This window comes from Streptomyces albidoflavus (assembly GCF_000719955.1).
Taxonomy (GTDB): Bacteria; Actinomycetota; Actinomycetes; order Streptomycetales; family Streptomycetaceae; genus Streptomyces; species Streptomyces albidoflavus.
Window position 1 is genome coordinate 29,631 of the sequence record NZ_JOII01000043.1, and the last position, 26,207, is coordinate 55,837.

Sequence of the window (26,207 nt, forward strand, 5' to 3'; positions counted from 1 at the left end):
CCCTACCCAGGGGGTCTGACATTCCGGGCTCCCCGCATCCCCAGCCTCCCCCGCATAGAAGTACGCTGATCCGCATGACCATGCACACCCTGCGTCCGGTCGCCTTCGACCACCCCGACGCCGTCAAGCTCAACGACGAGGTCCAGCTCGAGTACGCCGAGCGGTACGGCGACGACGGTGACGCCACCTGGCTCGACCCGGGCATGTTCGCCCCGCCGCGCGGCCTGTACCTGCTCGCCTACGACGAGCGGGACCGCCCGGTGGCCTCCGGCGGCTGGCGCTCCCAGGACGCCAACGAGGAGGCGTACGCCGACGGCGACGCCGAGCTGAAGCGCATGTTCGTCATCCGCGAGGCACGCGGCCACGGCCTGGCCCGGCGCATCCTCGCGGCCCTGGAGGAGGACGCGCGGGCCGCCGGGCGGACCCGCATGGTCCTGGAGACCGGCACGAAGCAGCCGGAGGCGATGAACCTCTACGCCTCCAGCGGCTACACCCCGTGCGCCAAGTTCGGCCTGTACCGCTTCGACGAACTGAGCCGCTGCTACGCCAAGCCGCTCCACCCGGCGCCCGCCCCGGCAGGCCCGCAGCCGGCCGGGGCCACGGCCTGACCCGGGCGGTGCCCGCTCAGCCCAGCCCCGTGACGAACTCCACCAGCGCCCGCCCGGTCTCCTCCGGCTGTTCCAGGTGGGGCAGGTGCCCGGCGCCGTCGATCACGGTGAGGGTGGCGTGCGGGACCAGGCGGCGGATCGCCTCGGCGTCCGCGACCGTGGTGAACGCGTCGTCGGCGCCGACCACGATCAGCACGGGCTCGCTCACCCCGGCCAGCGTCGCCTCGTAGTCCTCGCGGTCGGCCCGGCCGCGCAGGGCGGCGGCGGCGCCCTCCGGGTCGGTGGCGCGCATCATGCGCAGCACGTGCGCGGTCGCCTCCGGCTTCGCCTCGACGTTGTACGGCGCGACCATCTTGCCGATGACCTCGTCCGCGTACCCGCCCATCCCCTCGGCGAGCAGCCGCTCGGCGAGCGCGAGCCGCCCGGTGCGGCCCTCCTCGGTCTCGGCCGGGTAGGAGGTGTCGGCCAGCACCAGGGCGCGCACCCGCTCCGGGTACAGGCGGCGGATCTCCATGGTGATCTGGCCGCCCATGGAGACCCCGCCGACCACGGCGTCCGCGATCCCCAGCCGGTCGAGCAGCGCGACCACGTCACCGGCGAAGACCGGGAACGGCGTCACCCCCGGCACCACCTGGCTCTCCCCGTACCCGCGCAGGTCCGGCAGGACCACCCGGCAGCCGGCCCCGGCCAGCCGCTGGGCCTGCGCCCGCCACAGGCTCCGGTCGAAGGGGTGCCCATGCACCAGCACCACCGGCACCCCGCCCTCCGGGCCCCACTCCTCGTACGCCAGCTTCACACCGTCGACCTCGTAAGTCCCCATGGGGGCAGCGTAGATGAGGCGCCTGCTATCCGGCGGCCCCGTCGAGCAGCCGGTGGTGGCGCAGGCGCAGGGCGCGTTCGGTGGCGGCGGCGAGGCTGGTGACGGCCACGGCTCCATTGCCCCACCAGCCCAGCCGTACCGGGGAGGTGAAGGTGCCGAGGTGCCGGGCGACCGGCTCCGCCTCCGAGACCGTGCCGGCCGTCTGGAGGAGCAGGAGCACCAGCGCCGCCCCGAGCACGGCCGCCGACAGCCACCCCACGCCCCGGCTGAGCGCGGGGTGCCTCCGGTCGAAGCGGGCCCGGCGGCCCTCGGCGGAGGCGGGATCGGGGGTGAGCTGGTGTTCGTCGCCGCCGTCGGTCACGTAGTGGCAGCGCTTCAGGCCGAAGCCGCTCATCGCCACCTCGACGTGGCCGCCGGGGACGGGGAGGACGGCGGGCAGCCGGCACCGCGCCTGGCGCAGGCCCTCACGGTACAGATCGGCCCTGACCTCGCCGGACGACTGGTTCTGCCCGTGCCGCACGTCGACGGAGTACACCGCCACCGTGCCGTCCGCCTCGGTCAGCCGCAGGTGGAGCAGAGCCCGGAAGGGCAGCTGCCACCAGCGGAACCGCTTCAGTACCCGCCCGTCACCGGGCTCCACCCGGCGCAGGGCCTTGCGCCGCCGCCGTTCCCCGAACATCGGTGGCTCCCTCTCACTCGGCGGGTTCGGCCGCGCAGGCGAGGTCCCGCGCGGGCCGCTGCCCGGTGGTCAGGTACGTGGTCACGGCGTCGTTGGCGCAGCCGTTGACGCCGAACGGGTAGACCCCGTGGCCGCCCTGGTCGGCGGTGACCAGCACGGCCCGGTCGCCGAAGGCCCGCCGCAGCGCCTTCGCCCCGGCGAGCGGGGTGCCCGGGTCGCGCTCGTTCTGGACGAGGAGGACGTTGGAGGGACCCTGGTCGTCGACGCGCACCGGCTCCTTGACCCAGGAGCGCGGCCAGTAGGCGCAGGGCCCGATGTTGGCCGTGGAGCCGCCGAGCAGCGGGTACCGCCTGCTGTCGGCCCGCACGTCCCGCTGGTACTCCCGGATCGTGCGCGGCCACGGGGAGTCGCCGCAGATCACCGCGAACCGCGCCGACATGAACGGCTCCACGCCGGGGAAGGGCGGCTGTTCCGGCACCGGCCCGCCGGTGTCGAGCGTCTGCCAGATCTTCGCCAGCTCCGGCATGTTGGCGTCGACGTAGAGCCGGTCGAAGGTGACTCCCCGGAAGGCCGTCCCGTCCCAGCCCTGGACCGGCTCCCGCTCCAGCCGCCGGGCCAGCTCCTGGTAGGTCGCCCGCACCTGCCGCGGTGTGGTGCCGAGCCCGTACTCGGGGTGGGCGGCGACGTACGCCGCGAAGTCCGGGAAGCGGTCCTCCAGTCCCCGGGCGAACAGCCGCATGGCCCGGTGGTCGTACCCGCCGGGGCCCAGATTGCTGTCGAGCACGATCCGGTCGCCGCGCCCCGGGAAGAGCGAGGCGTACGCGGTGCCGAGCTGCGTGCCGTAGGAGGCGCCGAGGTACGAGACGCGCTCCTCGCCGAGGGCCGCCCTGATCCGGTCCATGTCGCGGGCGACATCGGCGGTGCCGATGTGCGGAAGCAGCGGCGCCGACGGGGAGGCGGCGCACCGTTCGACGATCTCCCGGGCGCCCTCCGCCTCGCGGACGACGTCACCCGGGGTGTGCGCCCAGGTGGGGAAGTTGCCCCGGTCCTGCTGCTCCTGGGTCAGCCCGCAGCTCACCGGGGTGCTGCGGCCCACCCCGCGCGGGTCGAAGCCGATGAGGTCGTAGGCGTCGCGCACCTTCTGCGGCAGGCCGGAGGCGGCGAGAATGGCCGGATAACCGAGCCCGCCGATGCCCGGGCCGCCCGGGTTGGTCAGCAGCACCCCCCGGCGCCGCTCGGGCTTCTCGCTCGCCAGCCGGGAGACGGCGATCTCGATCTGCCGCCCGCCGGGATCGGCGTAGTCCAGCGGGACGTCGAGCGTCGCGCACTCCAGCGGCGGCAACTCGGGCACCTCCGCGCCCTCGCCGCCCTTGGCGTCCTGGCCGTCCTTGGGCGTTTCCGCCGGTTGCCGCTGCTCCTCGGCGCACGGTTTCCACCGCAGGGACTCCGGGGTGCGGGCCGCCGCGGCTCCCGGCAGGGCGGTCAGTGTGGCCGCCGTGGCGGAGAGGGCGAGGGCGAGCGTGGTGATTCTGCGCAAGGGCATCGGGACCTCCTGGGGGCGAGGAATCGGTCAGGGCTACCCGACGAGCGTGGCGGCGGGACCCCGCCGCGCACATCGGCCGACGGGCTCGGACCACCCCCGACCCGGGTCGGGACGCGGCTACGACTTCGGTCGAGGGCGGCCCCTCCTCAAGGGGGCTGTGCGGGCCGGGCGGGCTCGCCACAATGGCGGCATGGTGACGACGTCCTCCGAGGCCGCACCCCGCCACGGGGGCCTGCGGCAGAGCTGGCGGCTGCTGGCGGCAGCGGCGCTGGGCATCCCGTTCTGGCTCCTGACCGCGGGCCAGCTGCCGCGCGGCCACGTCACGGACGGCGGGTACTGGTTCGCGGTCGGCGATCCGCTGGTGGCGGTGGGCTGCCTGGTCGCGCTGGTCTGGCGGCGCCGGTTCCCGCTCCCGGTCGCCCTGGTGGTGGTCCTCGCCTCGGCCGCCTCGACGCTCGCCGCCGGCGCCGCCTTCCTCGCCCTCACCTCGATCGCCGCCCACCGCCGCACGGCGTGGACCGCCACGGTCACGGCGGCGTACGTGGCGGCCGCCCAGTACAACATCGACCTCTACCCGATCCGCCTCGCACCCCCGCCGGCCTGGCTGCCGCTCCTGCTGACGGCGGCGAGCGCGGGCATCGCCATCGCCGTGGGGCTGGCCGTCGGCGCCCGGCGCGCCGAGGTCGCCTCGCTGCGGGAGCGGGCCCGGAGCGCGGAGCGCGAGCAGAGCGCGCGGGCCGCCCAGGCGCGCGCCCAGGAACGCACCCGGATCGCCCGCGAGATGCACGACGTGGTCGCCCACCGGATCTCGCGGGTCGCCCTGCACGCCGGGGTGCTGGACCACCGGGGCGACCTCACCGCCGAGGAGAACCGCGTCCTGGTCCGCTCCATCGTGGACAGCTCCCACCAGGCCCTGGAGGAACTCCGCGACGTCCTCGGCGTCCTCCGCTCCGACCCGGACCGCCCCGAACCCCCGCAGCCCTCCCTGGAGCTGATCCCCGGCCTGGTGGCCGAGGCCCAGGCAGCCGGCCTCGACGTCACGCTGGCCGGCACCGTCTCGGGGGAACCGCCCGACACCGCCGGCCGCACCTGCTACCGCGTCGCCCAGGAGGGCCTGGCCAACGCCGCCAAACACGCCCCCGGCTCCCGCGTCCACGTCACCGTCGAAGGCGCCCCGGGCGACGGCCTGCGCGTCACGGTCCGCAACTCCCCCGCCGCCACCGCCCGGACCGCCGTCCTCCCCCGCTCCGGCTACGGCCTCCTCGGCCTCACCGAACGCGTCACCCTCGCCGGCGGCGAACTGCTCCACCGCGCGGCCCCGGACGGCGGCCACCTCCTCACCGCACGGCTACCCTGGCCGGACCACCGGGGGAAGAGGACATGACGTGGCCGGCCACGAGGAACAGACCACCACGCCGATCCGGGTCCTGGTCGTCGACGACGACCAACTGGTCCGGCTGGCCCTGCGCCTGGTCATCGACGGCGAACCGGACCTGACCGTCGTCGCCGAGGCCACCGACGGCGACACCGCCCTCACCGAGGCGGAACTGCACCGCCCGGACGTGGTCCTGATGGACGTACGGATGCCGGGCCGCGACGGCCTCGACGCCACCCGGGAACTCCTCACCCGCCCCTCCCCGCCCGCCGTCCTCATGCTCACCACCTTCGACGCCGACGACCTGGTCCTCGGCGCGCTGCGCGCGGGCGCCCTCGGCTTCGTCCTCAAGGACACCCCGCCGGCCCGTATCGCCGAGGCGGTCCGCACGGTCGCGGCCGGCGAGCCCGTCCTCTCGCCCTCGGTCACCGCCCGCGTCATCGCCGCCGCCACCGGCCCGCACTCCTCCGACGCCCGCACCGCCGCCCGCGAGGCCGCCCGCCGCCGCCTCGCCACCCTCACCGACCGCGAACGCGACACCGCCCACGCCATCGCCGAGGGCCTCTCCAACCCCGAGATCGCCGCCCGCCTCCACATCTCCGTAGCCACCGTCAAGGCCCACACCACCGCCCTCTTCACCAAACTGTCCGCGGCCAACCGCGTCCAACTCGCCCTGCTGGTAAGGGACGCGGAGGACTGACCGGCCCCTCCGCCGGTCACCGGCCCTCCCCCGTCACCCGGTCCCGGAACCGCTGGAAGCCGTGCCAGCCGGACGTTCCTCCCGGCGTGATGAGATCCCCCGCCGAGAAGTCGAACACCTTGCACCCGAGTGCCCCGGCCAGCTCGAAGACCGGGGTCAGCACCTCGTCACCCGCCCCCCGGATGTGCAGCATCATCGAATCCACCGGGTCCGCCGCACCGATGCTCAGCTCGACGGACCAGGTGGGCCCGGAGAGCACGCCCCAGGCCGGGTCCGACAGATCGGCCCCGGGGAGCACCCCGGCGACCGTCGCGAGGACGTCATGACGCGGGCCGAGCGGCGCCGGCTGGTAGTCGTGAGCCATCTGGGACACCGAGGTGACCTCGCCGGGCAGACGGACCAACAGCACGTCCCAGCTCACCGGAACAGCCCCGGCTGCTCCCCGGCCGGCTGCGGCAGCAGCACGTTCTCCAGCCGCCGCACCTCCGCGACCCAGTCTTCGCCGCCCGACTCGGCCCACAGCTCGTACAGCTCGGAGGGCTCCGTCAGCACGCGTCCGAGGGCCTGAACGGCGAGCCCGCGCAGGCCGGTGAGGTCCGGAAGCGGCTCGTCCGGCCCGTACGCGGAATCGGCGGGCTCCCCTCCCGGACACTGCGCGGCGACGAGGGCGGCCGCGGCCACCGCGCGCTCCGCCTCGCACGCGTCGAGCTCCACGCCGTCCGGTACGTCGGCCGCGCCGAGGAGCGCGGTGCGTACGGCCTGCTCCCGTTCCCCCACGGCCACGTCGTCCACCTCGCCGCAGAAGTCCGCGGCCGTGTCACTGTCGAACGGCCCGACACCCCAAGTCCCCATGGTCTCCCCCTCACGTGCTCAGTGCGGCCAGCCTGCCAGGCCCCACTGACAGTGCCCGCCGGTTGAATGCGGACCATGACCGTCCACACCCTGGTGACCGCGCTCCCCGACCCGGAGGTCCTGCGCGCCCGCTGCCGGGCCCTGGCCCTGCTCGACGCCCTCCTCGACCCGGACCTCCCCACCCACACGTTCTTCCCCGAGTGGCGCCCGGGCGTCGACCTCGCCCTCATGGACAACGGCAGCGGCGACCAGTACGCCATCGCCTTCGACCCGGCCGGCGTCTTCCTCCACGGCTTCGACCACGAGTGCGCCGCCACCCCCTGGCGCGTACGGCCCCGCGCCCACTGGCCCGGCCTCCTCGACGGCCTCCCGCCCTCCCTCGCGCACTACCCCGAGGACCCGGAGTTCCAGTTCGAGGAGTTCCTAGACGCCACGGTCTGCGTGTGGCGCGAGAAGAACGCCCCCACCTGGAGCTGCGGCCCGGTCACCTTCACCGCCGACGAATCCGACGGCGCCGACTGGCTCTTCGACCTCCTCACCGACGGCACCCCGGACACCTACGTCGCCTACGCCGAGGACTACTTCGAACGCCCCGTCACCCGCGCCGCCGTCGCCACCATCCAGTCCGGCGTACCCCTCACCCGCGAGACGGTGACCGCCCTCTCCCCCACGGCCGACTTCGCAGCGGTGGCGCTACGGGCGCGGGAGCTGGGCTACGCGGTCGACGACCGCCCCACGGCCTGACCCGAGGAGAAACCATGGGAGCCAAGACAGGACTGCTCATGTACGCCGACGGCGACATACCCGGCTTGCTGCGCCACGCGGAAGCGCCGGGCCCCGACCGCACGTCGGCACTGGTGCGGCGCTCGTACCCTGACGCAGCGATCGAGCGGTGGCAGGGCTCGACCCTCTACAACGGCGTCTACCCACCGCCCGGAAGGGCTTACGCGGGCAGCTGGCCGGGCCTTGACGTCCTGGCCGACCGGCGGCTGATGATCGACTCCCCGTCACAGCTTCCAGAGCACCTCGTAGCGGCAGGCGCGGGTCGGCGCCTCGTACTGCACGCCATGCACAGCGTGGTCGACTGGCTCGCCTTCGCCGTGTGGGAGGACGGCCACCTGCTCCGCTCCCTGAGCCTGTCCCCCGACAGCGGCGTGATCGAGAACATCGGCACCCCGCTCCCCTTCGAACAGCCCTACTGGGCCGGCGACCGCCCCGCCGATGTCATCCCCTGGCCGGGAGAGGAGCAAGACCCCTATCCCCTCCCCTTCCACCCTCTGGAGCTGGGCGAGGACGCCCTCCGCTCCCTCTGCGGCTTTATCCAGGAGGGATACCCGGAGCCGGACGACGTCGACGCGGAGGCCATCAGCCTCCTCGGCTTCCGCATGGGCGACGGCGCGATCCCGCCCCGCAGCCTGTGAACCGAGCCGAACCGGAGCGCTGCCGCCCCGGGCGGCAAGGCAGCCGGAAACGGTCACTCACGCGGTCAACGGACCGCTCCCAGTCGCTCGCGAGGTTGCACCCCTTCGGTGCTCCACGGCGGCAAGGTCTGCCCGGTCGGGAAGACACCTGGTCCGAAAGTCTCTCCTTCGGCATCAGCATGGCCGTGCTGATGCTGGGGATCTTCTTGGCGACGGACATCCGGAAGCGCGCAGGCAAGAACTGACTTGCTGTTCTGGAAGTGAAACGCCGACTTCCTGACCTGCTGGTGCACTGGCGGACACCGCATGTCACTTCGGCTCACCGCACGGGGCCGGACCGAGTACTGCCGCCACACACAGCAAAAAGCCCCTCCCAGGAAACCCTGGAAGGGGCTCTTACTTGCGTGGACCTGAGGGGATTCGAACCCCTGACCCCCTCGATGCGAACGAGGTGCGCTACCGGACTGCGCCACAGGCCCTTGCAACGGGTGAAACTTTAGCACCCCGATCGGGGTGGTCGGTAATCCGATGGCTGGTGGCCGGGGGTGGGGGTCATTCGTTGGCGGCGCGGGGGCGGTCGCCCTCGTCGTACTGGTCGAAGAGGGGGGTGCGGCCGCGTTCGCGGGAGCGGCGGGCGGAGGCGGCGCGGCGGGCCGGGGCGGCTTCGGCGGGCTCCTCGGGGGGCTCGCCCGCGGGGGCCTCGCCTCCGGCGGCGTCCGGGGCGGCGCTGGAGCGGGCGGAGCTCCAGGTGTCGGGGGCGCCGAGGTCGACGGGCGGGGTGGCACGGGGGGCGACCGGGGCCGTGACGTAGGTGGGGAGCGGGACGGGGACGGGGTCCCAGCTCTCGCCGTCGGCGGGGAGGCGACGGGCGCGCTGCTGGTCGACCCATTCGGCGTGGTCGGTCTGCTCGACCAGTGCTCTGCGGTCGGCGGCCAGCGCGGTGCGCTCCGGGTCGGGGGCGGGGGCGGGCTCGTCGGCCTCGTCGGCGGGCTCTGCGGTGTGGCGCTGGGTGCGGCCCCGTTCGCGCAGGTGCTGGGCGGCGGCCTCGGCCTGGCGGCGGTCCATCGCGTAGACGAAGCGGCGGCGTTCCTGGCGGCGCAGGTAGGCGATGTAGGCGCTGAGGAGGATCGCGGGGACGGTGGGGGCCCAGAGGAGGGCGAGGCCGCCGACGGCGGCGGCGACCGCGCCGAGGGTGAAGGCGAGGAAGAGCAGCATCGTGGTGCGGCGGCGGCGCGCGAGGACCTTGGAGCGCCGGGCACGCGCGGTGTCGCCGGCCGCGGCGGGACGGCGGGCGGGGGCCTGCTGCGGCTCGGGGTCGTCCTCCTGCGGTTCCGGCTCGGGCGGCCGGGGCGCGGTGCGGCGCGGCGGCGCGGGCTCCTCGCGTACCGGGGGCATGGCGAAGGACCGGACGTCGACCGAACCGGTCGCGGTGTCCGGGGCGCGGGCCGCGCCGTCGGCCGGTTCGCCCTCGCCCGAGGGCTCGCCGGTACCGGCGGCGGCCTGGGCGGCACCCTTGGCGTAGCGCCGCTCCATCCCCGCACGTCCGGACAGGAGCCGGATGGCGGTGCTGAAGCGTTCCGTCGGCCGGGCTTCGTTCAGCTCGTCCTGCCGGCGGAGCCACATGGGCACCAAGTAGGCGGCCCAGGCCCCCACGATGACTGCGTAAATGAGGCCGCTGCTGCTCACAACTCACACGGTAGAGGGGTTTCGTTGGGGCCATCCGCCAATTGGGCCGGTGTGTCGCACGATCCGGCTGATATCTCCAGAGTTTTTTCCTACAGATGTGACCGAACGAATGCGCTCCGCGACTGTCGGGTGATCGATCCCTAAAGAATTCGAACGCTTATTCGTATTCTCGGGATCATGGCCGTGGTGTGCGGTTTTGGCGGGCGCGGGCGGCTTCCCGGGTCAGGCGGTGGGGTGCGGACGGGCGCGGCGCCAGCGGCGCAGGACCCCGTCGGGCACTTCCTCGGCCGTGAGTGCGAATACCAGGTGGTCGCGCCAGGCTCCGTCGATATGCAGATAGCGCGGACGCAGCCCTTCCTCGCGGAATCCGAGTTTCTCCACGACGCGGCGGCTCGGGCCGTTCTCGGGGCGGATGCACACCTCGATCCGGTGGAGTCCGAGGCCGCGGAAACAGTGGTCGACGGCGGCGGCGACGGCGGTCGGCATCACGCCCCGGCCGGCCACCTCCTGGTCGACCCAGTAGCCGACGTGGGCCGAGCACATCGAGCCCCAGGTGATCCCGGCGACGGTGAGCTGGCCGACGAGGCGGCCCCGGTACTCGATGACGAAGGGCATCATGCGACCCGCCCCGGCCTCCTTGTGCAGGTGCCGCACCATCTGACGGTAGGTCGGGCGGTGGATGACGGGGCCGAAGGGGGTGGGCGGCGGAATGGTGGCTTCCCAGGGGCGCAGCCAGTCGCGGTTGCGGCGGTTGACCTCGCGCCAGGCGCGCTGGTCGCGCATCCGGATCGGCCGGAGCAGGACGTCCCCCTCGCGGAGTTCGACCGGCCAGTACGGCGGGTTCAGCTGGCCCTCCCCGGCGCGGGCGGTCCGGCGGGGTGGTCGCCGCCCCGGATCTGGTCGACGGCGTGCGGCAGGAGGCGGCCGAGGACGGCGAGCCCGTCGCGGACCCCGCCGGTGGAGCCGGGCAGGTTGACGATGAGGGTGCGTCCGGCGAGTCCGGCCAGGCCCCGGGAGAGGGCGGCGGTGGGGACCTTGGCGAGGCCCTCGGCGCGGATGGCCTCGGCGATGCCGGGGATCTCGCGGTCGAGCAGGGGGCGGGTCGCCTCGGGGGTGCGGTCGGTGGGGCTCAGTCCCGTGCCGCCGGTGGTGACGACCACGTCGTAGCCGTCGGCGACGGCGGCGGCGAGGGCTTCGGCGACCGGGTCGCCGTCGGGGACGACGCGGGGGCCGTCGACGGCGAAGCCGAGGGCGGTGAGGGCCTCGGTGATGAGGGGGCCGCCGGTGTCCGCGTAGACGCCGGCGGCGGCCCGGTTGGAGGCGGTGACGACGAGGGCGCGGAGTGCGGCGCTCATGCGGCCGGGCCTTCGGCGGGGCGCTGCCAGGTGCCGGACTTGCCGCCGGTCTTCTCCTCGACGCGGACGTCGGTGACGACGGCGCCCTTGTCGACGGCCTTGACCATGTCGACGACGGTGAGCGCGGCGACGGTGACGGCGGTGAGCGCCTCCATCTCGACGCCGGTGCGGTCGGTGGTCTTCACGGTGGCCAGGATCTCCACCGCCTCGTCGGTGACGGCGAGGTCGACCTTGACGCCGGAGACGGCCAGCGGGTGGCAGAGCGGGATCAGGTCCGGGGTGCGCTTGGCGCCCATGATCCCCGCGATGCGGGCGGTGGCGAGGGCGTCGCCCTTGGGGACGCCCTCGCCGCGCAGGAGTTCCACCACGCGGGGCGCGACGAGGACCCGGCCGGAGGCGCGGGCGGTGCGGGCGGTGACGTCCTTGGCGGAGACGTCGACCATGCGGGCCGCGCCGGCCTCGTCGAGGTGGGTGAGCTGGTCCTGCTGCGAGGGGCCGGGGGTCTCCCCCGGCGTAAACGCTGTCATGTGCTGTGCGACTCCCGGTCCGCGGCCCACCGCGCCCATGTCGGCCTGTGTGGGCGACCACCGTACCCGCACCGGGTGCCGGTCAGCCGAGCAGGACGACCTCGACCTCGCCGCCCCAGGCGGCCTTGGTGACCGTCTCGGGGAGGACGATGAGCGCGTCGGCGTGGGCGAGGGCGCCGATGAGGTGGGAGCCGGAGCCGCCGACGGGCCGCACCTCGGGCCGCTCGCCGCCGGTGTACGTCCCGCGCAGGAACTGCCGCTTCCCCTCGGGCGAGGTGAGCGGCGCGGGCTCCTCGTCCCCCGCGCCGTGCGGCGGCAGCAGGGTGGCGCGGACGACGGGCCGGTGGAGGTCGGCCAGTCCCATCATGGCCCGGATCGCGGGCCGCACGAACAGCTCGAAGCTGACGTACGAGGAGACCGGGTTGCCCGGGAGGGTGAGGATCGGGGTGCGGTCGGGGCCGATGGTGCCGAAGCCCTGGGGCTTGCCGGGCTGCATGGCGAGGGTGCGGAAGTCGACGTGGGCGCGGTGCACGGCCTGCTCGGCGTCCGCGCCCTCGGTGGCCTCGGCGTCCTCGCCCTCCCGCTCCTCGGGCTCCTCCTCGGCGACGGAGGTGAGCGCCTCCTTGACGACGTCGTACGCGCCGACGCTGACGCCGCCGGTGGTGACGAGGAGGTCGGCGCGGATGAGCTGGTCCTCGATGGTGGCGCGGAGGGTCTCGGCGTCGTCGGTGACGGCCCCGACGCGGTAGACGATGGCGCCCGCGTCCTTGGCGGCGGCGGCCAAGGCGAAGCTGTTGGAGTCGTAGATCTGGCCGGCCGCCAGTTCCTCGCCGGGCTGGGCCAGTTCGCTGCCGGTGGACAGGACGACGACGCGTGGGCGGGGCCGGACCCGGGCGGCGGGGCGGCCGATGGCGGAGAGCAGGGCGATCTGCGGCGGGCCGAGGACGGTCCCGGCCTCCAGGGCGACGTCCCCGGCGCAGACGTCGCCGCCGCGGGCCCGCACGTGGGCGTGGGGGGTGACCGGGCGGTGGACGCGGACCTGGCCGCCGGAGCCCTGGGGCGAGGCGCTGTGCGGGGCCATGGTGCGGGCGGGCCCGGCGCCGGTGCCGCCGTCGGTCCACTCGACGGGGACCACGGCGTCGGCGCCGGGCGGCAGCGGGGCGCCCGTCATGATGCGGGCGGCCCGGCCGGGGCCGACGGTCAGCTCGGTGCCGCTGGAGCCGGCCGCGACGTCGCCGATGACGGTGAGGACGGCCGGGGAGGCTTCCGAGGCCCGCTCGGTGTCGGCGGCGCGGACCGCGTAGCCGTCCATGGAGCTGTTGTCGAAGGGGGGCAGCGCGACCGGGACGGTGACCTGCTCGACCAGGACGCAGCCCTGGGCGTCGAGCAGGTTCAGCTCGATGGGCTCCAGGGGCTGGACCGCGGTGAGGATGTCGTCGAGGTGCTCGGCCACCGACCAGGTGCGCGCGCCGGTGGCCTGCTCAGTCGTGCTGCTCAAGGTGCTACATCTCCTCGGTGACGTAACTGCGGAGCCAGGCCCGGAAGTCGGGGCCCAGGTCTTCACGTTCGCACGCCAGTCTGACAATGGCGCGCAGGTAGTCGCCCCGGTCGCCGGTGTCGTAGCGGCGGCCCTTGAAGACCACACCGTGCACGGGGCCGCCCACCTTCTCGTCCTCGGTGAGCTTCTGGAGCGCGTCGGTGAGCTGGATCTCGCCGCCGCGGCCCGGCTCGGTCTGTCGCAGTATGCCGAAGATCGAGGGGTCCAGGACATACCGGCCGATGACGGCGTAGTTGCTGGGGGCGTCGGCGGGGTCGGGCTTCTCGACCAGGCCGGTGACGCGGACGACGTCGTCCTCGCCGGTGGTCTCGACGGCGGCCGAGCCGTAGAGGTGGATCTGCTCGGGGGCGACCTCCATCAGGGCGATGACGCTGCCGCCCTCGCGCTCCTGGACGTCGACCATGCGGGCGAGCAGCGGGTCCCGGGGGTCGATCAGGTCGTCGCCGAGGAGGACGGCGAAGGGCTCGTTCCCCACGTGGGGGGCGGCGCACAGGACGGCGTGGCCGAGGCCGCGCGGGTCGCCCTGGCGGACGTAGTGCATGGTGGCGAGGTCGCTGGACTCCTGGACGCGGGCGAGGCGGGCCTCGTCGCCCTTGCGGCTGAGTGCCTGTTCCAGCTCGTAGTTGCGGTCGAAGTGGTCCTCCAGAGGGCGCTTGTTGCGTCCGGTGACCATGAGGACGTCGGAGAGCCCGGCCGCAACGGCCTCCTCGACGACGTACTGGATGGCCGGCTTGTCGACGACAGGAAGCATTTCCTTCGGCGTGGCCTTGGTGGCGGGGAGGAAGCGTGTCCCGAGGCCGGCGGCGGGGACGACCGCTTTGCTGATCCTGGCGTTCGACTCAGTCATGCCGCTCACCATAACCGCTGCGTGCCGGAAATCTGCTGATCCGACAAAATGGCGCGCATACATACCGATTGCGGAGGTTGGGAACGTATGAGCGGAATCGATGCTGCCAAACGCAGATTGCGCCGGGAGCTCCTGGAGGTGAGATCCCGGTTGACTGGAGATGACGCGCGGGAGGTGGCCACGGTTCTGGCCGGGCGGGCCCTTCTCCTGCCCGAGCTGGCCGGGGCCCGGACGGTGGCGGCCTACGTCTCGGTCGGCGGCGAGCCCGGCACCGGGGCGCTGCTGGAGGAGTTGCGGCGGCGCGGCACCCGGGTGCTGCTGCCGGTCCTGCTCCCCGACGACGATCTGGACTGGGCTGAGTACGAGGGCCCGGACGCGCTGGCCGAGGTGGGCCGGGCGGGGAGGATGACGCTGCGCGAGCCCTCGGGCCCGCGGCTGGGCCCCGAGGCGGTGACCGGGGCGGACGTGGTGCTGCTGCCGGGGCTGGCGGCGGACCGGGCCGGGACGCGGCTGGGCCGTGGGGGTGGCAGTTACGACCGGGTGCTGGCGCGGCTGGCGGCGGCGGGGGCCGAGCCGGCCCTGCTGGTCCTGCTCCACGACCACGAGCTGCTGGTGGAGGTGCCGGCGGAGCCGCACGACCGGCCGGTGCACGTGGTGGTCACGCCCTCCGGCGCGCACCGCGTACGCGGGCGCGGCTGACGGTCCGGGCACGCGCGGAGCCCCCACGGCCGGCGTACGGCCGCGGGGGCTCCGGGTGCCCTGTGGTGCTCGGGGTCAGGGCTTGAGGACCAGGGTGTCCTCGGTGGCCTTCTTGACGGCCTTGTCGGTGAACGCCCAGGGCAGCAGTTCGCCCTTGACCCACTTCTCCGTCTGGTCGGTGTAGTGGGGGCTGTAGACGTGCCCGGAGGCGCCGGTGAGGTTGATCCACTCGGACTTGTCGAGGTCGCCGAGGTTGACCACCATCCGCATGGACGGCACCCAGATGACGTCGTAGCCGGCGGCGGCGTTCCACCCGGTGGCGTTGACGGTGGCCTCGCCGCCGCCGAGGTCCCAGGGGCCCCGGTTGAGGATCTTCTGGACCAGGCCCGGGCCGCTGGTGCCGAGGGTCTGGTTCTTCAGGGTCAGCTGGTGGAGCCGGCCCCAGTTCCAGGAGTCCATGTCCTTGCCGAGCTTGGCGGTCAGCTCCCAGCGCGCGTCCTCCATGGCCCGCTCGAAGAGCTGGTCACGGGTCTTGGTGGCGTCGTCGGTGCGGGTGGCCGGGGACTGCCACCACTCGCTGTCCTCCTTCTCCAGCTGCTGGCGGACCACCTCGAACCAGCGGTCGCCGCCGTCGGGCTGCGCGGAGTCGGCGGAGCGCTCGCCGCACTCGCGGACCTTGCGGGTCTCGTCCTCGGGACCGGTCTGGCTGGCCGGCTCGACGTTGAGGCACTGGCCCTTGACGCGGACCTCCTTGGGCAGCTTGTTGCCGAAGCCGAGCTTGAGGATGTTGCGCCAGACGGCGTTGAAGTAGGCGGCGGGCGCCGACTCGGCGGTCTGCGTGTAGTCCCAGCCCTCCAGCAGCTTCTGCGCCTCGCGGACGTGGCTGTCCTTGACGTCGATCTTCAGCAGGTACGGCGTGAGCAGCTTGGCGATGGAGCTGGAGTCGTCCAGCTGCATGGTGCGCATGTCGCCCATGGAGATCTTGCCGCCGTCCTTGGTCTTCGACTTCAGGAGGTCGTTGATCCGCTGGCTGCGCGCGCCGTACCCCCAGTCCTCGGTGAGGAGGTACGGGTACTTCTCCGCGTCCACGACGGCCTGGTTGGCGGTGACGATGTAGCCGCGGTCCGGGTTGTACTCGTAGGGCAGGGCGTCCTGCGGGACGTATCCCTTCCAGTTGTACGACGGGTCCCAGCCGGGGGCCGGGAGGGTGCCGTCGTGGCCCTTGGCGCGGACCGGGACGCGGCCGGGCGCCTGGTAGCCGATGTTGCCCTCGGTGTCGGCGTAGATCAGGTTCTGCGAGGGGACCTCGAAGAGGGCGGCGGCGGAGCGGAACTCCTTGAAGTCCGTGGCCTTGTTGAGGGCGAAGACGGCGTCCATGGAGCGGCCGGGGGTCAGCGCCGTCCAGCGGAGCGAGACGCCGTAGCCGTCGCCGCGGTCGGGGGCGGCGGACTGGACGGGCGCCTTCTTGCCGACCTTGCCGAGTTCGTCGTTGCGGTCGGAGACGAGCGGCCCGTTGTTGGTCTCGCGGACGGTGATGGTGCGGCTCTTGCCGCCGGCCACCTTGATCGTCTCGCGCCGGGTCTCGAACGGGACGGTCTTGCCGCCGTACTGGTAGCCGCCGGAGCTGACCTTCTCCAGGTACAGGTCGGTGACGTCCGCGCCGAGGTTGGTCATGCCCCAGGAGATCTGGTCGTTGTGGCCGATGACCACGCCGGGCATCCCGGAGAAGGTGTATCCGGAGACGTCGTACTGGCACTTCTCGGAGACGCTGCGGCAGTGCAGGCCCATCTGGTACCAGAGGGACGGCAGTTGCGGCGAGAGGTGCGGGTCGTTGGCGAGCAGCGGCTTGCCGGTGGTGGTGTGCTCGCCCGCGACGACCCAGGAGTTGGAGCCGATGCCGTTGCCGTTGGGGCCGAGCAGGGCCGGGACGTTGTCCAGGACGTCGGAGAGGCCGGAGAGCTGGCTCTGCATGCCCGGGTCGGTGCCGGTGCCGGTACCGGCGTCCGCGCCGGTGTCTATCCCGCCCTCGGTTCCGGTTCCGGTGCCCGTACCGGCGCCCGGAGTTCCGGCCCCCGTTCCGGCCCCCGTTCCGGCCCCCGTTCCGGTTCCGTTTCCGGTGCCGTCGGCGTTCTCGCCCGTTCCGGCGTCCCCGGCGTTCTCGGTGGGGGTCGCGGACGGGTCGTACTTGCCCGTGGCGGGGTCGACGGCGCCCTTGTCGACGATGGGCTGGTTCCGGTCGACCGGGTAGTCCGGGTAGAGGTCGGCGATCTCGGCCGGGCCGAGGCGGCTGGTCAGCAGGGAGCGGTCGATCTCGTCCTGCATGTTGCCGCGCAGGTCCCAGGCCATGGCCTTGAGCCAGGCGACCGAGTCGACGGGCGTCCAGGGCTCGGGCTCGTAGTCGTTGGTGAAGCCGAGCGCCGCGTACTCGACGGAGCGCTCCTCGGGGCTCTTCGTGGAGAGGTAGGCGTTGACGCCGTCGGCGTAGGCGCGCAGGTACGCCTTGGTGCTCTTGGACAGCTTGGTGTCGTACTCCTGCTTGGCCACCCGGTGCCAGCCGAGGGTGCGCAGGAAGGCGTCGGTGTCGACCTGGCTCTCGCCGAACATCTCGGAGAGGCGGCCCGCGGTGGTGTGCCGGCGGACGTCCATCTCCCAGAAGCGGTCCTGCGCCTGGACGTAGCCCTGGGCGCGGAAGAGGTCCTCGTCGCTGTCGGCGTAGAGGTGGGGAAGGCCGTTGCCGTCGCGGCGGACCTCGACCGGGGCGCTGAGGCCGTCGAGTTCGAGGCTTCCCTTGGTCTCGGGGAAGGCCGACCGGACCGTGCTCACGCCCCAGTACGCGCCGTACCCGACACCCGCGACGAGTGCGAGGACCAGGACGAGGACGATTCGGCGGGCTCGGCGACCCTTTCTCCTGCCGGGCGCATGGCCGGATGAGGCGGTGGTGGTGGAGGGCATCGCTGTCCTTGCTGTCCTTCGAGCGGCATGCGGTCCGCGTGGGCCTGAGGAGTGCTGGAGCAACCATAGGCGCAGCGCCCGGGCGGGCAGGACGCGGAGTGGGGAACCCGTTCGCCCCAGGTGGGGACGGTCGTTGGGCGGCTCGTGCGGCGGCGGGCGCTGTGCGGGGTGTTGACCCCGGCGCACGATTCGCGGCAATCACCGTCAAGGACCCGTTAACGATTAGGTAAGGTAACGAACTACCTCGCGCACTGTGTTCCGCCGCAGGGTCCGCCGCAGGGTTCCGCCGCAGGGAAGGAACGGCCACTGACTGTCCACGATCTCAACCAGCTTCTGCTCCTGTGTTCGCTCGTGCTGCTCGTCGCCGTCGCGGCGGTACGGGTCTCCTCACGCAGCGGCCTCCCGAGCCTGCTCGTCTATCTCGGCATCGGCGTCGCGATGGGCGTCGACGGCATAGGCCATCTCTCCTTCAGCGACGCGGAACTGACCCAGGTCATCGGTTACGCGGCCCTGGTCGTCATCCTCGCCGAGGGCGGACTGGGCACCTCCTGGAAGGAGATGAGGCCGGCGCTGCCCTCGGCCGCCGCGCTCGCCCTGGTGGGGGTGGCGGTGAGCGTCGGCGTGACGGCGAGCGCCGCCCACTACCTGGCGGGGCTGGAGTGGCGCCAGGCCCTCATCATCGGCGCCGTCGTCTCCTCCACCGACGCCGCCGCGGTCTTCTCGGTGCTGCGCCGGGTCCCGCTGCCGTCCCGCATCACCGGCACGCTGGAGGCCGAATCGGGTTTCAACGACGCCCCGGTGGTCATCCTGGTCCTCGCCTTCTGCACCGCCGGCCCCATCGAGCACTGGTACGTCCTGATCGGCGAAATCCTGCTGGAGCTGGCGATCGGCGCCGCGATCGGCCTCGCCGTCGGCTGGCTGGGCGCGGTCGGCCTGCGCCATGTCGCCCTGCCCGCCTCGGGCCTGTACCCGATCGCGGTCCTCGCCATCGCCACCACCGCCTACGCGGCCGGGGCGATGGCCCACGGCAGCGGCTTCCTCGCGGTGTACCTGTGCGCCCTGGTCCTGGGCAACGCCAAGCTGCCGCACGCCCCGGCCACCCGCGGCTTCGCCGAAGGGCTCGGCTGGGTCGCGCAGATCGGCATGTTCGTGCTGCTGGGGCTGCTGGTCACCCCGCACGAACTGGCGGGCGACGTGCTGCCGGCGCTCGTCATCGGCCTGGTGCTGACGGTCGTGGCGCGTCCGCTGAGCGTCTTCGTGAGCCTGACGCCCTTCAAACGGCCCTGGCGCGAGCAGGCGCTGATGTCCTGGGCGGGGCTGCGCGGCGCGGTGCCGATCATCCTGGCGACCATCCCGATGGTGGCGGGGGTGCGCGGCAGCGAACGCCTCTTCAACGTCGTCTTCATCCTGGTCGTCGTCTACACCCTCGTCCAGGGCCCGACCCTGCCGTGGCTCGCGCGCAGGCTGGGCCTCGGCGACCAGGCCGAGGCGGCCGACCTGGGCGTGGAGTCGGCCCCGCTGGAGCGGCTGCGCGGCCATCTCCTCTCCGTCGCCATACCGGAGAAGTCCCGGATGCACGGCGTGGAGGTGAGCGAGCTGCGGCTGCCCACCGGCGCCGCCGTCACCCTCGTCGTCCGCGACGGCCACAGCTTCGTGCCGACGCCCTCCACCCTGCTCCAGCGCGGCGACGAACTCCTCGTCGTCGCCACCGACCCGGTCCGCGACTCGGCCGAGGAACGGCTGCGGGCGGTGGGCCGCGGCGGCAAGCTCGCGGGCTGGCTGGGCACCTCCGGCAAGGAGACGTGAGCCCCGGGCCCGCCTCCGGCGAGGGGCGGGCCCGGTCCCGTACCGGCGGCTTGTGGGCAGGTTTGCCCCGCCGCCGGCTGTACGATGAACGAACCCTGAACCGACCAACTCTGCCTGACGCGGAGCTGGCGCGACCGTATGGCGGCCGTGGAGTCCTCCCCACCGGGTGGCCCGGCATCTACCGCAGTTCCGCGCGTTAGTGGACAGCTCTCGGCGCCCGCCAGCGGGCACGCCCTCAGGCGGCAGAAAGGGACGGGCCGTGGAATCCACGGTCACTGTCGACCCCTCCGGCGATCGCCCCACGAAGCGCCCCGGATACGGACAGCTGCTGCGCACCCCGAAAGCCTGGACGTTCCTGCTGCCGGGCTTCGCGGCCCGGCTGCCGTTCGCGATGCTGACGATCTCCCTGGTGCTGCTGGTGCAGCACACCACCGGCTCCTACGGCGTGGCCGGCGCGGTCGCCGCCGTCGCCGGTGTCTCCATGGCGCTGCTCGCCCCGCAGGCGGGCAAGCTCGCCGACCGCTTCGGGCAGCGCGCGGTCCTCGTACCGGGCGTCCTGCTGCACTCGGCCGCGGTCGCCCTCCTCACCGTGCTGGCCCTGACCGGCGCCCCACTGTGGACGCTCTTCGCGGCGGCGGTCCCCACCGGTGCCTCGGTGCCGCAGATCGGGCCGATGGTCCGCTCACGGTGGGCGGCCCGGCTCGGCGACACCCCGCTCGCGGGGACGGCCGCCGCCTTCGAGTCGGTCACCGACGAGCTGACCTTCGTCCTCGGCCCGGTGATCGCCACGGCGCTCTGCACCGGCGTCCACCCGGCGGCCGGCCTCGCCGCCGAAGGCGCCCTCTCCCTCCTCGGCGGCCTCCTCTTCGCCGCCCAGCGCTCCACCCAGCCCGAGGTCACCCCGCGCCCGGCCCCGGGCGCCGCGACCGCCGGAGCCTCCCGCTCCGCCCTCTCCGTCACCGGCGTCCGCGTCCTCGCCGTCGCCTTCCTCGGCATCGGCACGGTCTTCGGCGGCCTCCAGGTCTCCCTGACCGCCTTCGCCGAGGAAGCCGGCCACCCGGGCATGAACGGCCTGCTCTACGGCGTCTTCGCGGCGGGCAACACCCTCGCCGGCATCGTCTACGGCGTGGTCGCCTGGTCGGCCCCGCCCCAGCGCCGCCTCCTGGTGGGCTACGCGGCCCTGGCCGTCACCGCCTCCACCCTGTGGGCGATGCCCTCGCTGGCGCCGCTGGCGGTGGCGGGGCTGCTGACCGGGCTTTGCGTCGCCCCGGCCCTGATCACCGGCTACACGCTGATCGACAGCCTGGTCCCGCCGGGCGCCCGTACGGAGTCGTTCACCTGGCTGACCGGCGCGGTCGCCCTCGGGCAGGCCGGGGCGGTCACCGCCTCGGGCGCGCTGGCCGACGCCTTCGGGGCACGGGCCGGGTTCGCGGTGCCGCTGGGCGGGACGGTGCTGGCCCTCGTGGTGCTGGTGGCGCTGCGTTCCCGGCTGGTGCCGAGGCCCGGTGGCGCGGGGCGCGGGCCGGTGGCGTCCGGCGGAACCGGGCGTGGTATCGGTCACCGAACCCCGGCGGCAGTGGACTGAGGGCGCGGAATGCGTCACTATGGATCGTCGTTAGCACTCAATGAGTGAGAGTGCCAGGAGGAAGCAAGTGCCGACGTATCAGTACCAGTGCACCGAGTGCGGCGAGGGCCTCGAGGCGGTGCAGAAGTTCACGGACGACGCGCTGACCGTGTGCCCCAGCTGCGAGGGCCGCCTGAAGAAGGTGTTCTCGGCCGTCGGTATCGTCTTCAAGGGATCCGGCTTCTACCGCAACGACAGCCGGGGAGCCTCGTCCAGCAGCGCCCCCGCCTCGTCGTCGAAGCCCGCGGAGAAGTCGGAGAAGGCCGCCTCCGGGTCGTCCTCCTCGTCCTCCTCCTCGGAGAAGGCCGCGTCGTCCTCCGGTTCGGCCTCGTCCGGATCGGGTTCCTCCGGCTCCGGCTCCACCAGCACGGCCACCGCCTGATTCTTTCCCGCGACCCCGTCCGCCCGGCTCCGGCCCGGCGGGCGGGGTCGTCGGCGTGCCCGGCCCTGCGGGCCGCTACCGTACGGCCATGGTGAACACGGCGCAGACGACAGCGGACGACGGCGGCACGGCCCCCCTGGCGGAGATCGGGGTCATCGGCGGGTCCGGGTTCTACTCCTTCCTCGACGACGTGCGCGAGGTCCAGGTCGACACCCCCTACGGGGCTCCCAGCGACTCCCTGTTCCTCGGTGAGGTCGCCGGCCGGCGCATCGCCTTCCTCCCCCGCCACGGCCGCGCCCACCACCTCCCGCCGCACCGCATCAACTACCGCGCCAACCTCTGGGCCCTGCGCTCGGTCGGCGTCCGCCAGGTCCTCGGCCCGTGCGCGGTCGGCGGGCTGCGCCCCGAGTACGGGCCGGGCACGCTGCTCGTCCCGGACCAGTTCGTGGACCGCACCAAGAACCGCGTCCAGTCGTACTACGACGGCCTGCCCGTCGAGGACCCCCAGGCCCCCGGCGGGGAGCGGGTCCCCGAGGTCGTCCACGTCTCGCTCGCCGACCCCTACTGCCCCGTCGGACGCAAGGCCGCACTGCGGGCGGCCCAGGGCCGGCGCTGGGACGCGGTCGACGGCGGCACCCTCGTCGTCGTCGAAGGCCCGCGCTTCTCGACCCGCGCGGAATCCCTCTGGCACCAGGCACAGGGCTGGTCCGTGGTGGGCATGACCGGCCACCCGGAAGCCGCCCTCGCCCGCGAACTGGAGCTCTGCTACACCTCCCTGACCCTCGTCACCGACCTCGACGCGGGCGCCGAGACCGGCGAGGGCGTCTCCCACGACGAGGTCCTGGAGGTCTTCGCCGCCAACATCGAGCGACTGCGCGCGGTCCTCTTCGACACGGTCGCGGAGCTGCCGGCGGGACCGGAGCGGGGGTGCCTTTGCGCGCGGGCGCTCGGGGGGCGGGAGACGGGGATCGGGGTGGCTTGAGGGCGGGGGCGGTCGGGGTTTGGGGCGGGGCGTTGGGCTGGGTCGGGGTGGGGACGCCGGGTTGGGTCTGGGCCGGGAACGGTGGGCTGAGTCTGGGTCGGTGGCGTAGAGCTGGGTCCGGGTTGGGGGCGTAGAGCCGGGTCCGGGTTGGGGGCGTAGAGCCGGGTCCGGGTTGGGGGCGTAGAGCCGGGTCCGGGTTGGGGGCGTAGAGCCGGGTCCGCGTCGAAACGCAGAGCGGGGTCCGAGTCGGGGCGTATGGCTGGGACGGGGTGGCCACCACCCGGGCGTGGCTCGTCCGGGTGGTGGCTCGGGCGTCAGGGTGTGCGCGTCGGCGGGGCTGGGGAGGGGGCCGAGTGGGGGCGCGGGGCGGAACGTCCCGTTCGGGTGCCGGAGTTGTCCACAATCCCGCCGCCGTCCCCAACCTCCGGCAGCGGGCTTGGCCGGGCCGCATCGTGAGGGAGCCAGTTCCCCTCACGGAAGGCGGTGCCTCCGGTGCCCTCCTACGCTCCCGACAGCATTCCCGTGGCCCTCGCGCCCCTCGCCTCGGCCACGGCTCCCGGTTCGCCCGGTCCGGCCGACGCTGTGGTCCGGCCCGGCCACTCCCCCGCCTCGGCCGCGCGGCGGCTTCCGCAGGCTCATGGCTCTCCGCAGTCCGCCCCGACCGGGCCGCCTGCCCAGGCGCCGCCGACCGGTGACCTCTCCCTGTACGTCGACGGGCCCCATGCCGTGCCCGGGTACGGGGTGCCACCGCCCGGCCGGGTCGTTCCCTTCGCGCCGGTGCGGGTCCGTGGCGGGGCGCGCCTTGGCGTGGCGGGGCGGTGGCGGGGGTGGGTCCTGGTGGCGGGGCTGCTGGTGGGTGCCGTGTGGTGGGCGGTGCCGGGGGCTCAGGCGTCGCGGGACGCTCCGGGCGCGGAGGCGGCGGGTGGCGCCACGGCGTCGGAGCGCGTCGAGGTGGCCGGGACTGATGCCCCTGGCGCGTCGGCTTCCGCTGCCGGGCGCTTCGTGACGGCGCCCGTGCGCCTGGCTGATGGCGGTACGCCCGGCCTTCTGCGACCCGGCGACCGGGTGGACGTGCTGGCTCCGCCGCCGGACGACGCGGGCGGCGGTCGCGGGCCCAGGGCTCGTCGGATCGCGTCCTGTGCGGAGGTGCTGCGCGTACCGGGCGCCGCCGTGCCCGACGGTTCGCGGGAGACGGGGGCGAGTGGGGAAGGGTCGGCCGGCGAGGCGCCGTGGCCGGAGTTCGATGATCCCGGTGGCTCTCGTCAGGGGCTGGTGCTGCTGCGGGTACGTCGCGCGACGGCGGAGGCGTTGGCGGGCGCGGCGATGGGTGTGCCGGCGGCTTCCGGAGCCGGGTCCGGGACGCAGTTGGTGGTGACGGTGTGCTGAACCCACTGCGGGTGCTTCACGTACTGCTCACCGCCTGTTCGTCAAGTCCCTCGATCGTGGGATGCGATTGGACAGGTTGGCCCAACGCTGGCGTAGGTTGCGGAGCTGATTCCTCCAGAACCGTCAGCGAAGAAGGGCCCCGTGGTGAGCGAGAAGAAGGAACCGAGCCTCCTGGACGGCTTCAAGGCGTTCCTGATGCGCGGCAACGTGATCGACCTGGCGGTCGCGGTCGTCATCGGCGCCGCGTTCACCAAGATCGTCAACTCGGTCGTCGAGGGGGTCATCAACCCCCTGGTCGGCGCGATCGGCACCCAGGACCTGAACCGCTACAGCTCCTGCCTCTCCGGGCCGTGCAAGTACAACCAGGAGACGGGGGAGGTCGTCGAGGGCATCCCGATCATGTGGGGCAACGTCCTCAGCGCCACCCTGAGCTTCCTCATCACGGCGGCCGTCGTGTACTTCCTCATGGTCCTGCCGATGGCGAAGTACCTGGCTCGCCAGGCCGCCCGCAAGGCGGAGAAGGAGGGCGTCGCCGAGGCCATGGAGGTCAGCGAGCTGGAGGTGCTGAAGGAGATCCGGGACGAGCTGGTCGCCCAGCGTTCGGGCACCGCCGGTCCGGCGTCGCGCGAGGACGGGCCCGGCACCACGGGGCCGCAGCCTCCGCAGGGCTGATCCGGGAGGCTGCCACGGCACTCGCGGCAGCCGAGGAGATCGCCACCACCGTGGCCCGCCGGGCGGGCCGGTGGCGGCGTGGCCGGGGCGGGCGCTCGGGGGACGGCGGCGGGCACACGGGGCCCCCGGCTCAGATGTGGTGCGGGGGCTTCTCGTCGAGGAAGCGCGCCAGGTCCGCCGCGGAACCGCTGCTCGCCGGCGACTCGCCCCAGCCCCGGTCGGTGTCGTCCGAGGACGGTCGGCTCAGCGGGTCGTCGAAGTCCAGCACGTCCTTGGGATCGCGCGGGTCGGGGGTCTGGGCGGTACTCATGGCTCCAGCGTACTTCCGGCGGGGGCCCGCACGCCGGGGTGTGCGCCGGTGTGGTCCGCCACCCCGGGACGCGGTGGCCTCGGCTGCCGGCCCAGGGCGGGGCGGGCGGCCGTCCACCCGGTCGTCGACCCGGCCGGCGCCCCGCCTCCCCTCCCGCGCCCTGGGGTGCCTCCTGGCGCGGCTCCACGGCAGTCGGGGGCCGCTCTGCTGGGGTGGGCGCCATGACGTCGCCGCCCCCGCTGCCGTTCCGCTCCCCGTTGCTGCCGATGGTCGCTCGCAGGCGCGACGAGGAACACCGGGTCGCGACGCCCCTGGAGCTCCTCTTCGACCTCTGCTTCGTGGTCGCGGTGGGCCAGGCCGGGGCGGAGCTGGTGAGCGCGTTCGCCGAGGAGCGGATCGGGCCCGGGCTGCTCAACTACGCCATGGTCTTCTTCGCCGTCTGGTGGGCGTGGATGAACTTCACCTGGTTCGCCTCGGCGTACGACAACGACGACGTGCTGTACCGGGTGACGACGCTGGTGCAGATCGCCGGGGTGCTGGTACTCGCGGCCGGGGTACGCCACGCCTTCGAGGCGGAGGACTACCTCGTCGTCTGGGTCGGGTACGTGATCATGCGGGTGGCGCTGAGCTCGCAGTGGTTCCGGGCGGCCCGCGCGTCGCGAGGCCCGGAACGGCGGACCGCCCTGCGGTACGGGTGCGGGGTGCTGGCCTGTCAGGCGGGTTGGGTGGCCCTGCTGTTCACGCCGGCCGGGCAGCGCCCCTGGGTGTTCCTCGCGCTGGCCGCCTGCGAGCTGAGCGTTCCGTACTGGGCCGAGCGCAGCGCGATGACGCCCTGGCATCCGCATCACATCGCGGAGCGGTACGGCCTGTTCACCATCATCGTGCTCGGCGAGTCCATCTCGGCGGCGACGATCGCGGTCAAGTCGGCGGTGGACGAGCACGACGCGCTGACCGAGCTGCTGCCGCTGGCCGGCGGTGGGCTGCTGATCGTCTTCTCGGCCTGGTGGATCTACTTCGCGGTCCCGGTCCACGCCGGCCTCACCACCAGCCGCCGCGCCTTCCTGTGGGGCTACGGCCACTACGTCGTCCTGGCCTCCGTGGCGGGCATCGGCGCCGGTATCGAGATCGCCGTCGAGGACGTCGTGGACCAGGCTCCCATCTCCAGCCTGGGCGCGGCCGCGACAGCGACGGTCCCGACCGCGATCTACCTGGTGTCGGTCTGGGCGCTGCACGTGCGGCGGTACCAGGTGGACCCGAGGCGCTGGCGACAGGGCGTGCTGCCGGTGGCGGCCGGGCTGGTCCTGGCCTGCACCCTGCTGACGGAGTGGGCGGTGCCGGCGGCGGGGGTGGTGTGCGCCGGCGCGGTGGTGGTCGGCGTGGCGGCTGACGGGAACCGGGGCGAGGAGCGGGCGGGGGGTGGGTG

General features: G+C 73.6%; 26 protein-coding genes and 1 tRNA gene. 13 read left to right on the top strand and 14 right to left on the bottom strand.

Annotation, left to right across the window (positions count from 1 at the left end; translation table 11 throughout):
* Positions 1–74 precede the first annotated feature (74 nt).
* Positions 75–608: a GNAT family N-acetyltransferase gene (locus IF45_RS0128330; RefSeq protein WP_015507281.1), complete on the top strand. Its 534-nt coding sequence runs from the start codon at positions 75–77 to the stop codon at positions 606–608.
* Between the two features lie 16 nt (positions 609–624).
* Here the strand turns inward: IF45_RS0128330 and IF45_RS0128335 are convergent, their stop codons facing one another.
* The 3 genes from IF45_RS0128335 to IF45_RS0128345 are packed head-to-tail and all read right to left on the bottom strand — an operon-like array spanning position 625 to position 3,650.
* Entirely contained in the window at positions 625–1,428 is an 804-nt protein-coding gene (locus IF45_RS0128335) for an alpha/beta fold hydrolase (protein ID WP_008413144.1), read from the bottom strand.
* Between the two features lie 25 nt (positions 1,429–1,453).
* The gene (locus IF45_RS0128340; RefSeq protein WP_030310346.1) at positions 1,454–2,107 is read right to left on the bottom strand and encodes a hypothetical protein; all 654 of its coding nucleotides are present in this window, start codon (positions 2,105–2,107) and stop codon (positions 1,454–1,456) included.
* A 13-nt stretch (positions 2,108–2,120) separates the two neighbouring features.
* Entirely contained in the window at positions 2,121–3,650 is a 1,530-nt protein-coding gene (locus tag IF45_RS0128345; protein ID WP_030310348.1) for an alpha/beta hydrolase, read from the bottom strand.
* Between the two features lie 190 nt (positions 3,651–3,840).
* Here IF45_RS0128345 and IF45_RS0128350 point away from each other — a divergent pair, with 190 nt between their 5' ends.
* Positions 3,841–5,034, top strand: a complete 1,194-nt coding sequence (locus IF45_RS0128350; RefSeq protein ID WP_008413136.1) for a sensor histidine kinase — start codon at positions 3,841–3,843, stop codon at positions 5,032–5,034.
* Position 5,035: 1 nt separating this feature from the next.
* Positions 5,036–5,725 carry a response regulator transcription factor gene (locus IF45_RS0128355; protein ID WP_030310350.1) on the top strand — a complete coding sequence of 230 codons (690 nt, stop codon included), beginning with the start codon at positions 5,036–5,038 and terminating at the stop codon, positions 5,723–5,725.
* Between the two features lie 16 nt (positions 5,726–5,741).
* On the opposite strand, the gene IF45_RS0128360 is transcribed toward IF45_RS0128355, so the two are convergent.
* A complete protein-coding gene (locus IF45_RS0128360; protein ID WP_235617820.1) occupies positions 5,742–6,134 on the bottom strand; it encodes a hypothetical protein in 393 nt (130 codons plus the stop codon).
* A gap of 8 nt (positions 6,135–6,142) precedes the next feature.
* Positions 6,143–6,577, bottom strand: coding sequence for a DUF4259 domain-containing protein (locus IF45_RS0128365; RefSeq protein ID WP_015507286.1), 435 nt, complete (start codon positions 6,575–6,577; stop codon positions 6,143–6,145).
* 75 nt (positions 6,578–6,652) lie between these two features.
* On the opposite strand from IF45_RS0128365, the gene IF45_RS0128370 reads away from it, so the two are divergent.
* Together IF45_RS0128370 and IF45_RS0128375 are read left to right on the top strand one after the other, a co-directional pair.
* Positions 6,653–7,321 (top strand): hypothetical protein, encoded by a 669-nt coding sequence (locus tag IF45_RS0128370; protein ID WP_030310353.1) that lies wholly within the window; start codon positions 6,653–6,655, stop codon positions 7,319–7,321.
* Positions 7,322–7,335: 14 nt separating this feature from the next.
* Positions 7,336–7,998, top strand: a complete 663-nt coding sequence (locus IF45_RS0128375; RefSeq protein WP_030310356.1) for a DUF6928 family protein — start codon at positions 7,336–7,338, stop codon at positions 7,996–7,998.
* 405 nt (positions 7,999–8,403) lie between these two features.
* On the opposite strand, the gene IF45_RS0128380 is transcribed toward IF45_RS0128375, so the two are convergent.
* From IF45_RS0128380 to galU, 7 genes are all read right to left on the bottom strand, one after another.
* A tRNA-Ala gene (locus IF45_RS0128380) sits at positions 8,404–8,477 on the bottom strand.
* Positions 8,478–8,550: 73 nt separating this feature from the next.
* Positions 8,551–9,684, bottom strand: a complete 1,134-nt coding sequence (gene sepX, locus IF45_RS0128385; protein WP_030310358.1) for a divisome protein SepX/GlpR — start codon at positions 9,682–9,684, stop codon at positions 8,551–8,553.
* A gap of 222 nt (positions 9,685–9,906) precedes the next feature.
* Positions 9,907–10,485, bottom strand: coding sequence for a GNAT family N-acetyltransferase (locus IF45_RS0128390; RefSeq protein ID WP_255246265.1), 579 nt, complete (start codon positions 10,483–10,485; stop codon positions 9,907–9,909).
* Between the two features lie 41 nt (positions 10,486–10,526).
* Positions 10,527–11,039 (bottom strand): MogA/MoaB family molybdenum cofactor biosynthesis protein, encoded by a 513-nt coding sequence (locus IF45_RS0128395; RefSeq protein WP_030310361.1) that lies wholly within the window; start codon positions 11,037–11,039, stop codon positions 10,527–10,529.
* Positions 11,036–11,566 (bottom strand): cyclic pyranopterin monophosphate synthase MoaC, encoded by a 531-nt coding sequence (gene moaC / locus IF45_RS0128400; protein ID WP_018896331.1) that lies wholly within the window; start codon positions 11,564–11,566, stop codon positions 11,036–11,038. Before moaC ends, IF45_RS0128395 begins: the two co-directional genes overlap by 4 nt.
* A gap of 82 nt (positions 11,567–11,648) precedes the next feature.
* The gene (gene glp, locus IF45_RS0128405; RefSeq protein ID WP_030310363.1) at positions 11,649–13,064 is read right to left on the bottom strand and encodes a molybdotransferase-like divisome protein Glp; all 1,416 of its coding nucleotides are present in this window, start codon (positions 13,062–13,064) and stop codon (positions 11,649–11,651) included.
* A 4-nt stretch (positions 13,065–13,068) separates the two neighbouring features.
* The gene (gene galU / locus IF45_RS0128410) at positions 13,069–13,971 is read right to left on the bottom strand and encodes a UTP--glucose-1-phosphate uridylyltransferase GalU (RefSeq protein WP_003950226.1); all 903 of its coding nucleotides are present in this window, start codon (positions 13,969–13,971) and stop codon (positions 13,069–13,071) included.
* Positions 13,972–14,058: 87 nt separating this feature from the next.
* Here galU and IF45_RS0128415 point away from each other — a divergent pair, with 87 nt between their 5' ends.
* Complete coding sequence (locus IF45_RS0128415) at positions 14,059–14,670, top strand: 5-formyltetrahydrofolate cyclo-ligase (RefSeq protein ID WP_030310365.1); 612 nt, start codon at positions 14,059–14,061, stop codon at positions 14,668–14,670.
* A 75-nt stretch (positions 14,671–14,745) separates the two neighbouring features.
* On the opposite strand, the gene IF45_RS0128420 is transcribed toward IF45_RS0128415, so the two are convergent.
* Positions 14,746–17,622, bottom strand: coding sequence for a penicillin acylase family protein (locus IF45_RS0128420; RefSeq protein WP_030310367.1), 2,877 nt, complete (start codon positions 17,620–17,622; stop codon positions 14,746–14,748).
* A gap of 351 nt (positions 17,623–17,973) precedes the next feature.
* Here IF45_RS0128420 and IF45_RS0128425 point away from each other — a divergent pair, with 351 nt between their 5' ends.
* The 6 genes from IF45_RS0128425 to mscL all read left to right on the top strand — a co-directional run bounded on the left by IF45_RS0128425 (position 17,974) and on the right by mscL (position 24,474).
* Positions 17,974–19,428 carry a potassium/proton antiporter gene (locus IF45_RS0128425; RefSeq protein ID WP_030310369.1) on the top strand — a complete coding sequence of 485 codons (1,455 nt, stop codon included), beginning with the start codon at positions 17,974–17,976 and terminating at the stop codon, positions 19,426–19,428.
* A gap of 259 nt (positions 19,429–19,687) precedes the next feature.
* Positions 19,688–21,013, top strand: a complete 1,326-nt coding sequence (locus tag IF45_RS0128430; protein WP_030310370.1) for an MFS transporter — start codon at positions 19,688–19,690, stop codon at positions 21,011–21,013.
* A gap of 67 nt (positions 21,014–21,080) precedes the next feature.
* Positions 21,081–21,434, top strand: coding sequence for an FmdB family zinc ribbon protein (locus IF45_RS32710; RefSeq protein WP_003950221.1), 354 nt, complete (start codon positions 21,081–21,083; stop codon positions 21,432–21,434).
* Between the two features lie 88 nt (positions 21,435–21,522).
* Positions 21,523–22,416, top strand: a complete 894-nt coding sequence (locus IF45_RS0128440; protein WP_018471685.1) for an S-methyl-5'-thioadenosine phosphorylase — start codon at positions 21,523–21,525, stop codon at positions 22,414–22,416.
* An 837-nt stretch (positions 22,417–23,253) separates the two neighbouring features.
* A complete protein-coding gene (locus tag IF45_RS34135; protein WP_242536789.1) occupies positions 23,254–23,802 on the top strand; it encodes an RcpC/CpaB family pilus assembly protein in 549 nt (182 codons plus the stop codon).
* A 144-nt stretch (positions 23,803–23,946) separates the two neighbouring features.
* Entirely contained in the window at positions 23,947–24,474 is a 528-nt protein-coding gene (mscL, locus tag IF45_RS0128450; RefSeq protein WP_003950218.1) for a large conductance mechanosensitive channel protein MscL, read from the top strand.
* 130 nt (positions 24,475–24,604) lie between these two features.
* On the opposite strand, the gene IF45_RS0128455 is transcribed toward mscL, so the two are convergent.
* The gene (locus tag IF45_RS0128455; RefSeq protein ID WP_003950217.1) at positions 24,605–24,784 is read right to left on the bottom strand and encodes a hypothetical protein; all 180 of its coding nucleotides are present in this window, start codon (positions 24,782–24,784) and stop codon (positions 24,605–24,607) included.
* 221 nt (positions 24,785–25,005) lie between these two features.
* Between IF45_RS0128455 and IF45_RS0128460 the strand changes: the two genes are divergently transcribed.
* Positions 25,006–26,207 (top strand): low temperature requirement protein A (locus IF45_RS0128460; protein ID WP_030310376.1); only part of this gene is annotated, 1,202 nt, incomplete at its 3' end.

Coding starts and splice junctions, on each gene's coding strand:
- IF45_RS0128395 (WP_030310361.1), bottom strand. CDS start 11,039: ATGAGCGCCGCACTCCGCGCCCTCGTCGTCACCGCCTCCAACCGGGCC.
- IF45_RS0128365 (WP_015507286.1), bottom strand. CDS start 6,577: ATGGGGACTTGGGGTGTCGGGCCGTTCGACAGTGACACGGCCGCGGAC.
- IF45_RS0128415 (WP_030310365.1), top strand. CDS start 14,059: ATGAGCGGAATCGATGCTGCCAAACGCAGATTGCGCCGGGAGCTCCTG.
- IF45_RS0128440 (WP_018471685.1), top strand. CDS start 21,523: ATGGTGAACACGGCGCAGACGACAGCGGACGACGGCGGCACGGCCCCC.
- IF45_RS0128375 (WP_030310356.1), top strand. CDS start 7,336: ATGGGAGCCAAGACAGGACTGCTCATGTACGCCGACGGCGACATACCC.
- IF45_RS0128350 (WP_008413136.1), top strand. CDS start 3,841: ATGGTGACGACGTCCTCCGAGGCCGCACCCCGCCACGGGGGCCTGCGG.
- IF45_RS0128420 (WP_030310367.1), bottom strand. CDS start 17,622: ATGCCCTCCACCACCACCGCCTCATCCGGCCATGCGCCCGGCAGGAGA.
- moaC (WP_018896331.1), bottom strand. CDS start 11,566: ATGACAGCGTTTACGCCGGGGGAGACCCCCGGCCCCTCGCAGCAGGAC.
- galU (WP_003950226.1), bottom strand. CDS start 13,971: ATGACTGAGTCGAACGCCAGGATCAGCAAAGCGGTCGTCCCCGCCGCC.
- IF45_RS0128455 (WP_003950217.1), bottom strand. CDS start 24,784: ATGAGTACCGCCCAGACCCCCGACCCGCGCGATCCCAAGGACGTGCTG.
- IF45_RS0128340 (WP_030310346.1), bottom strand. CDS start 2,107: ATGTTCGGGGAACGGCGGCGGCGCAAGGCCCTGCGCCGGGTGGAGCCC.
- IF45_RS0128370 (WP_030310353.1), top strand. CDS start 6,653: ATGACCGTCCACACCCTGGTGACCGCGCTCCCCGACCCGGAGGTCCTG.
- IF45_RS0128335 (WP_008413144.1), bottom strand. CDS start 1,428: ATGGGGACTTACGAGGTCGACGGTGTGAAGCTGGCGTACGAGGAGTGG.
- IF45_RS0128330 (WP_015507281.1), top strand. CDS start 75: ATGACCATGCACACCCTGCGTCCGGTCGCCTTCGACCACCCCGACGCC.
- IF45_RS0128345 (WP_030310348.1), bottom strand. CDS start 3,650: ATGCCCTTGCGCAGAATCACCACGCTCGCCCTCGCCCTCTCCGCCACG.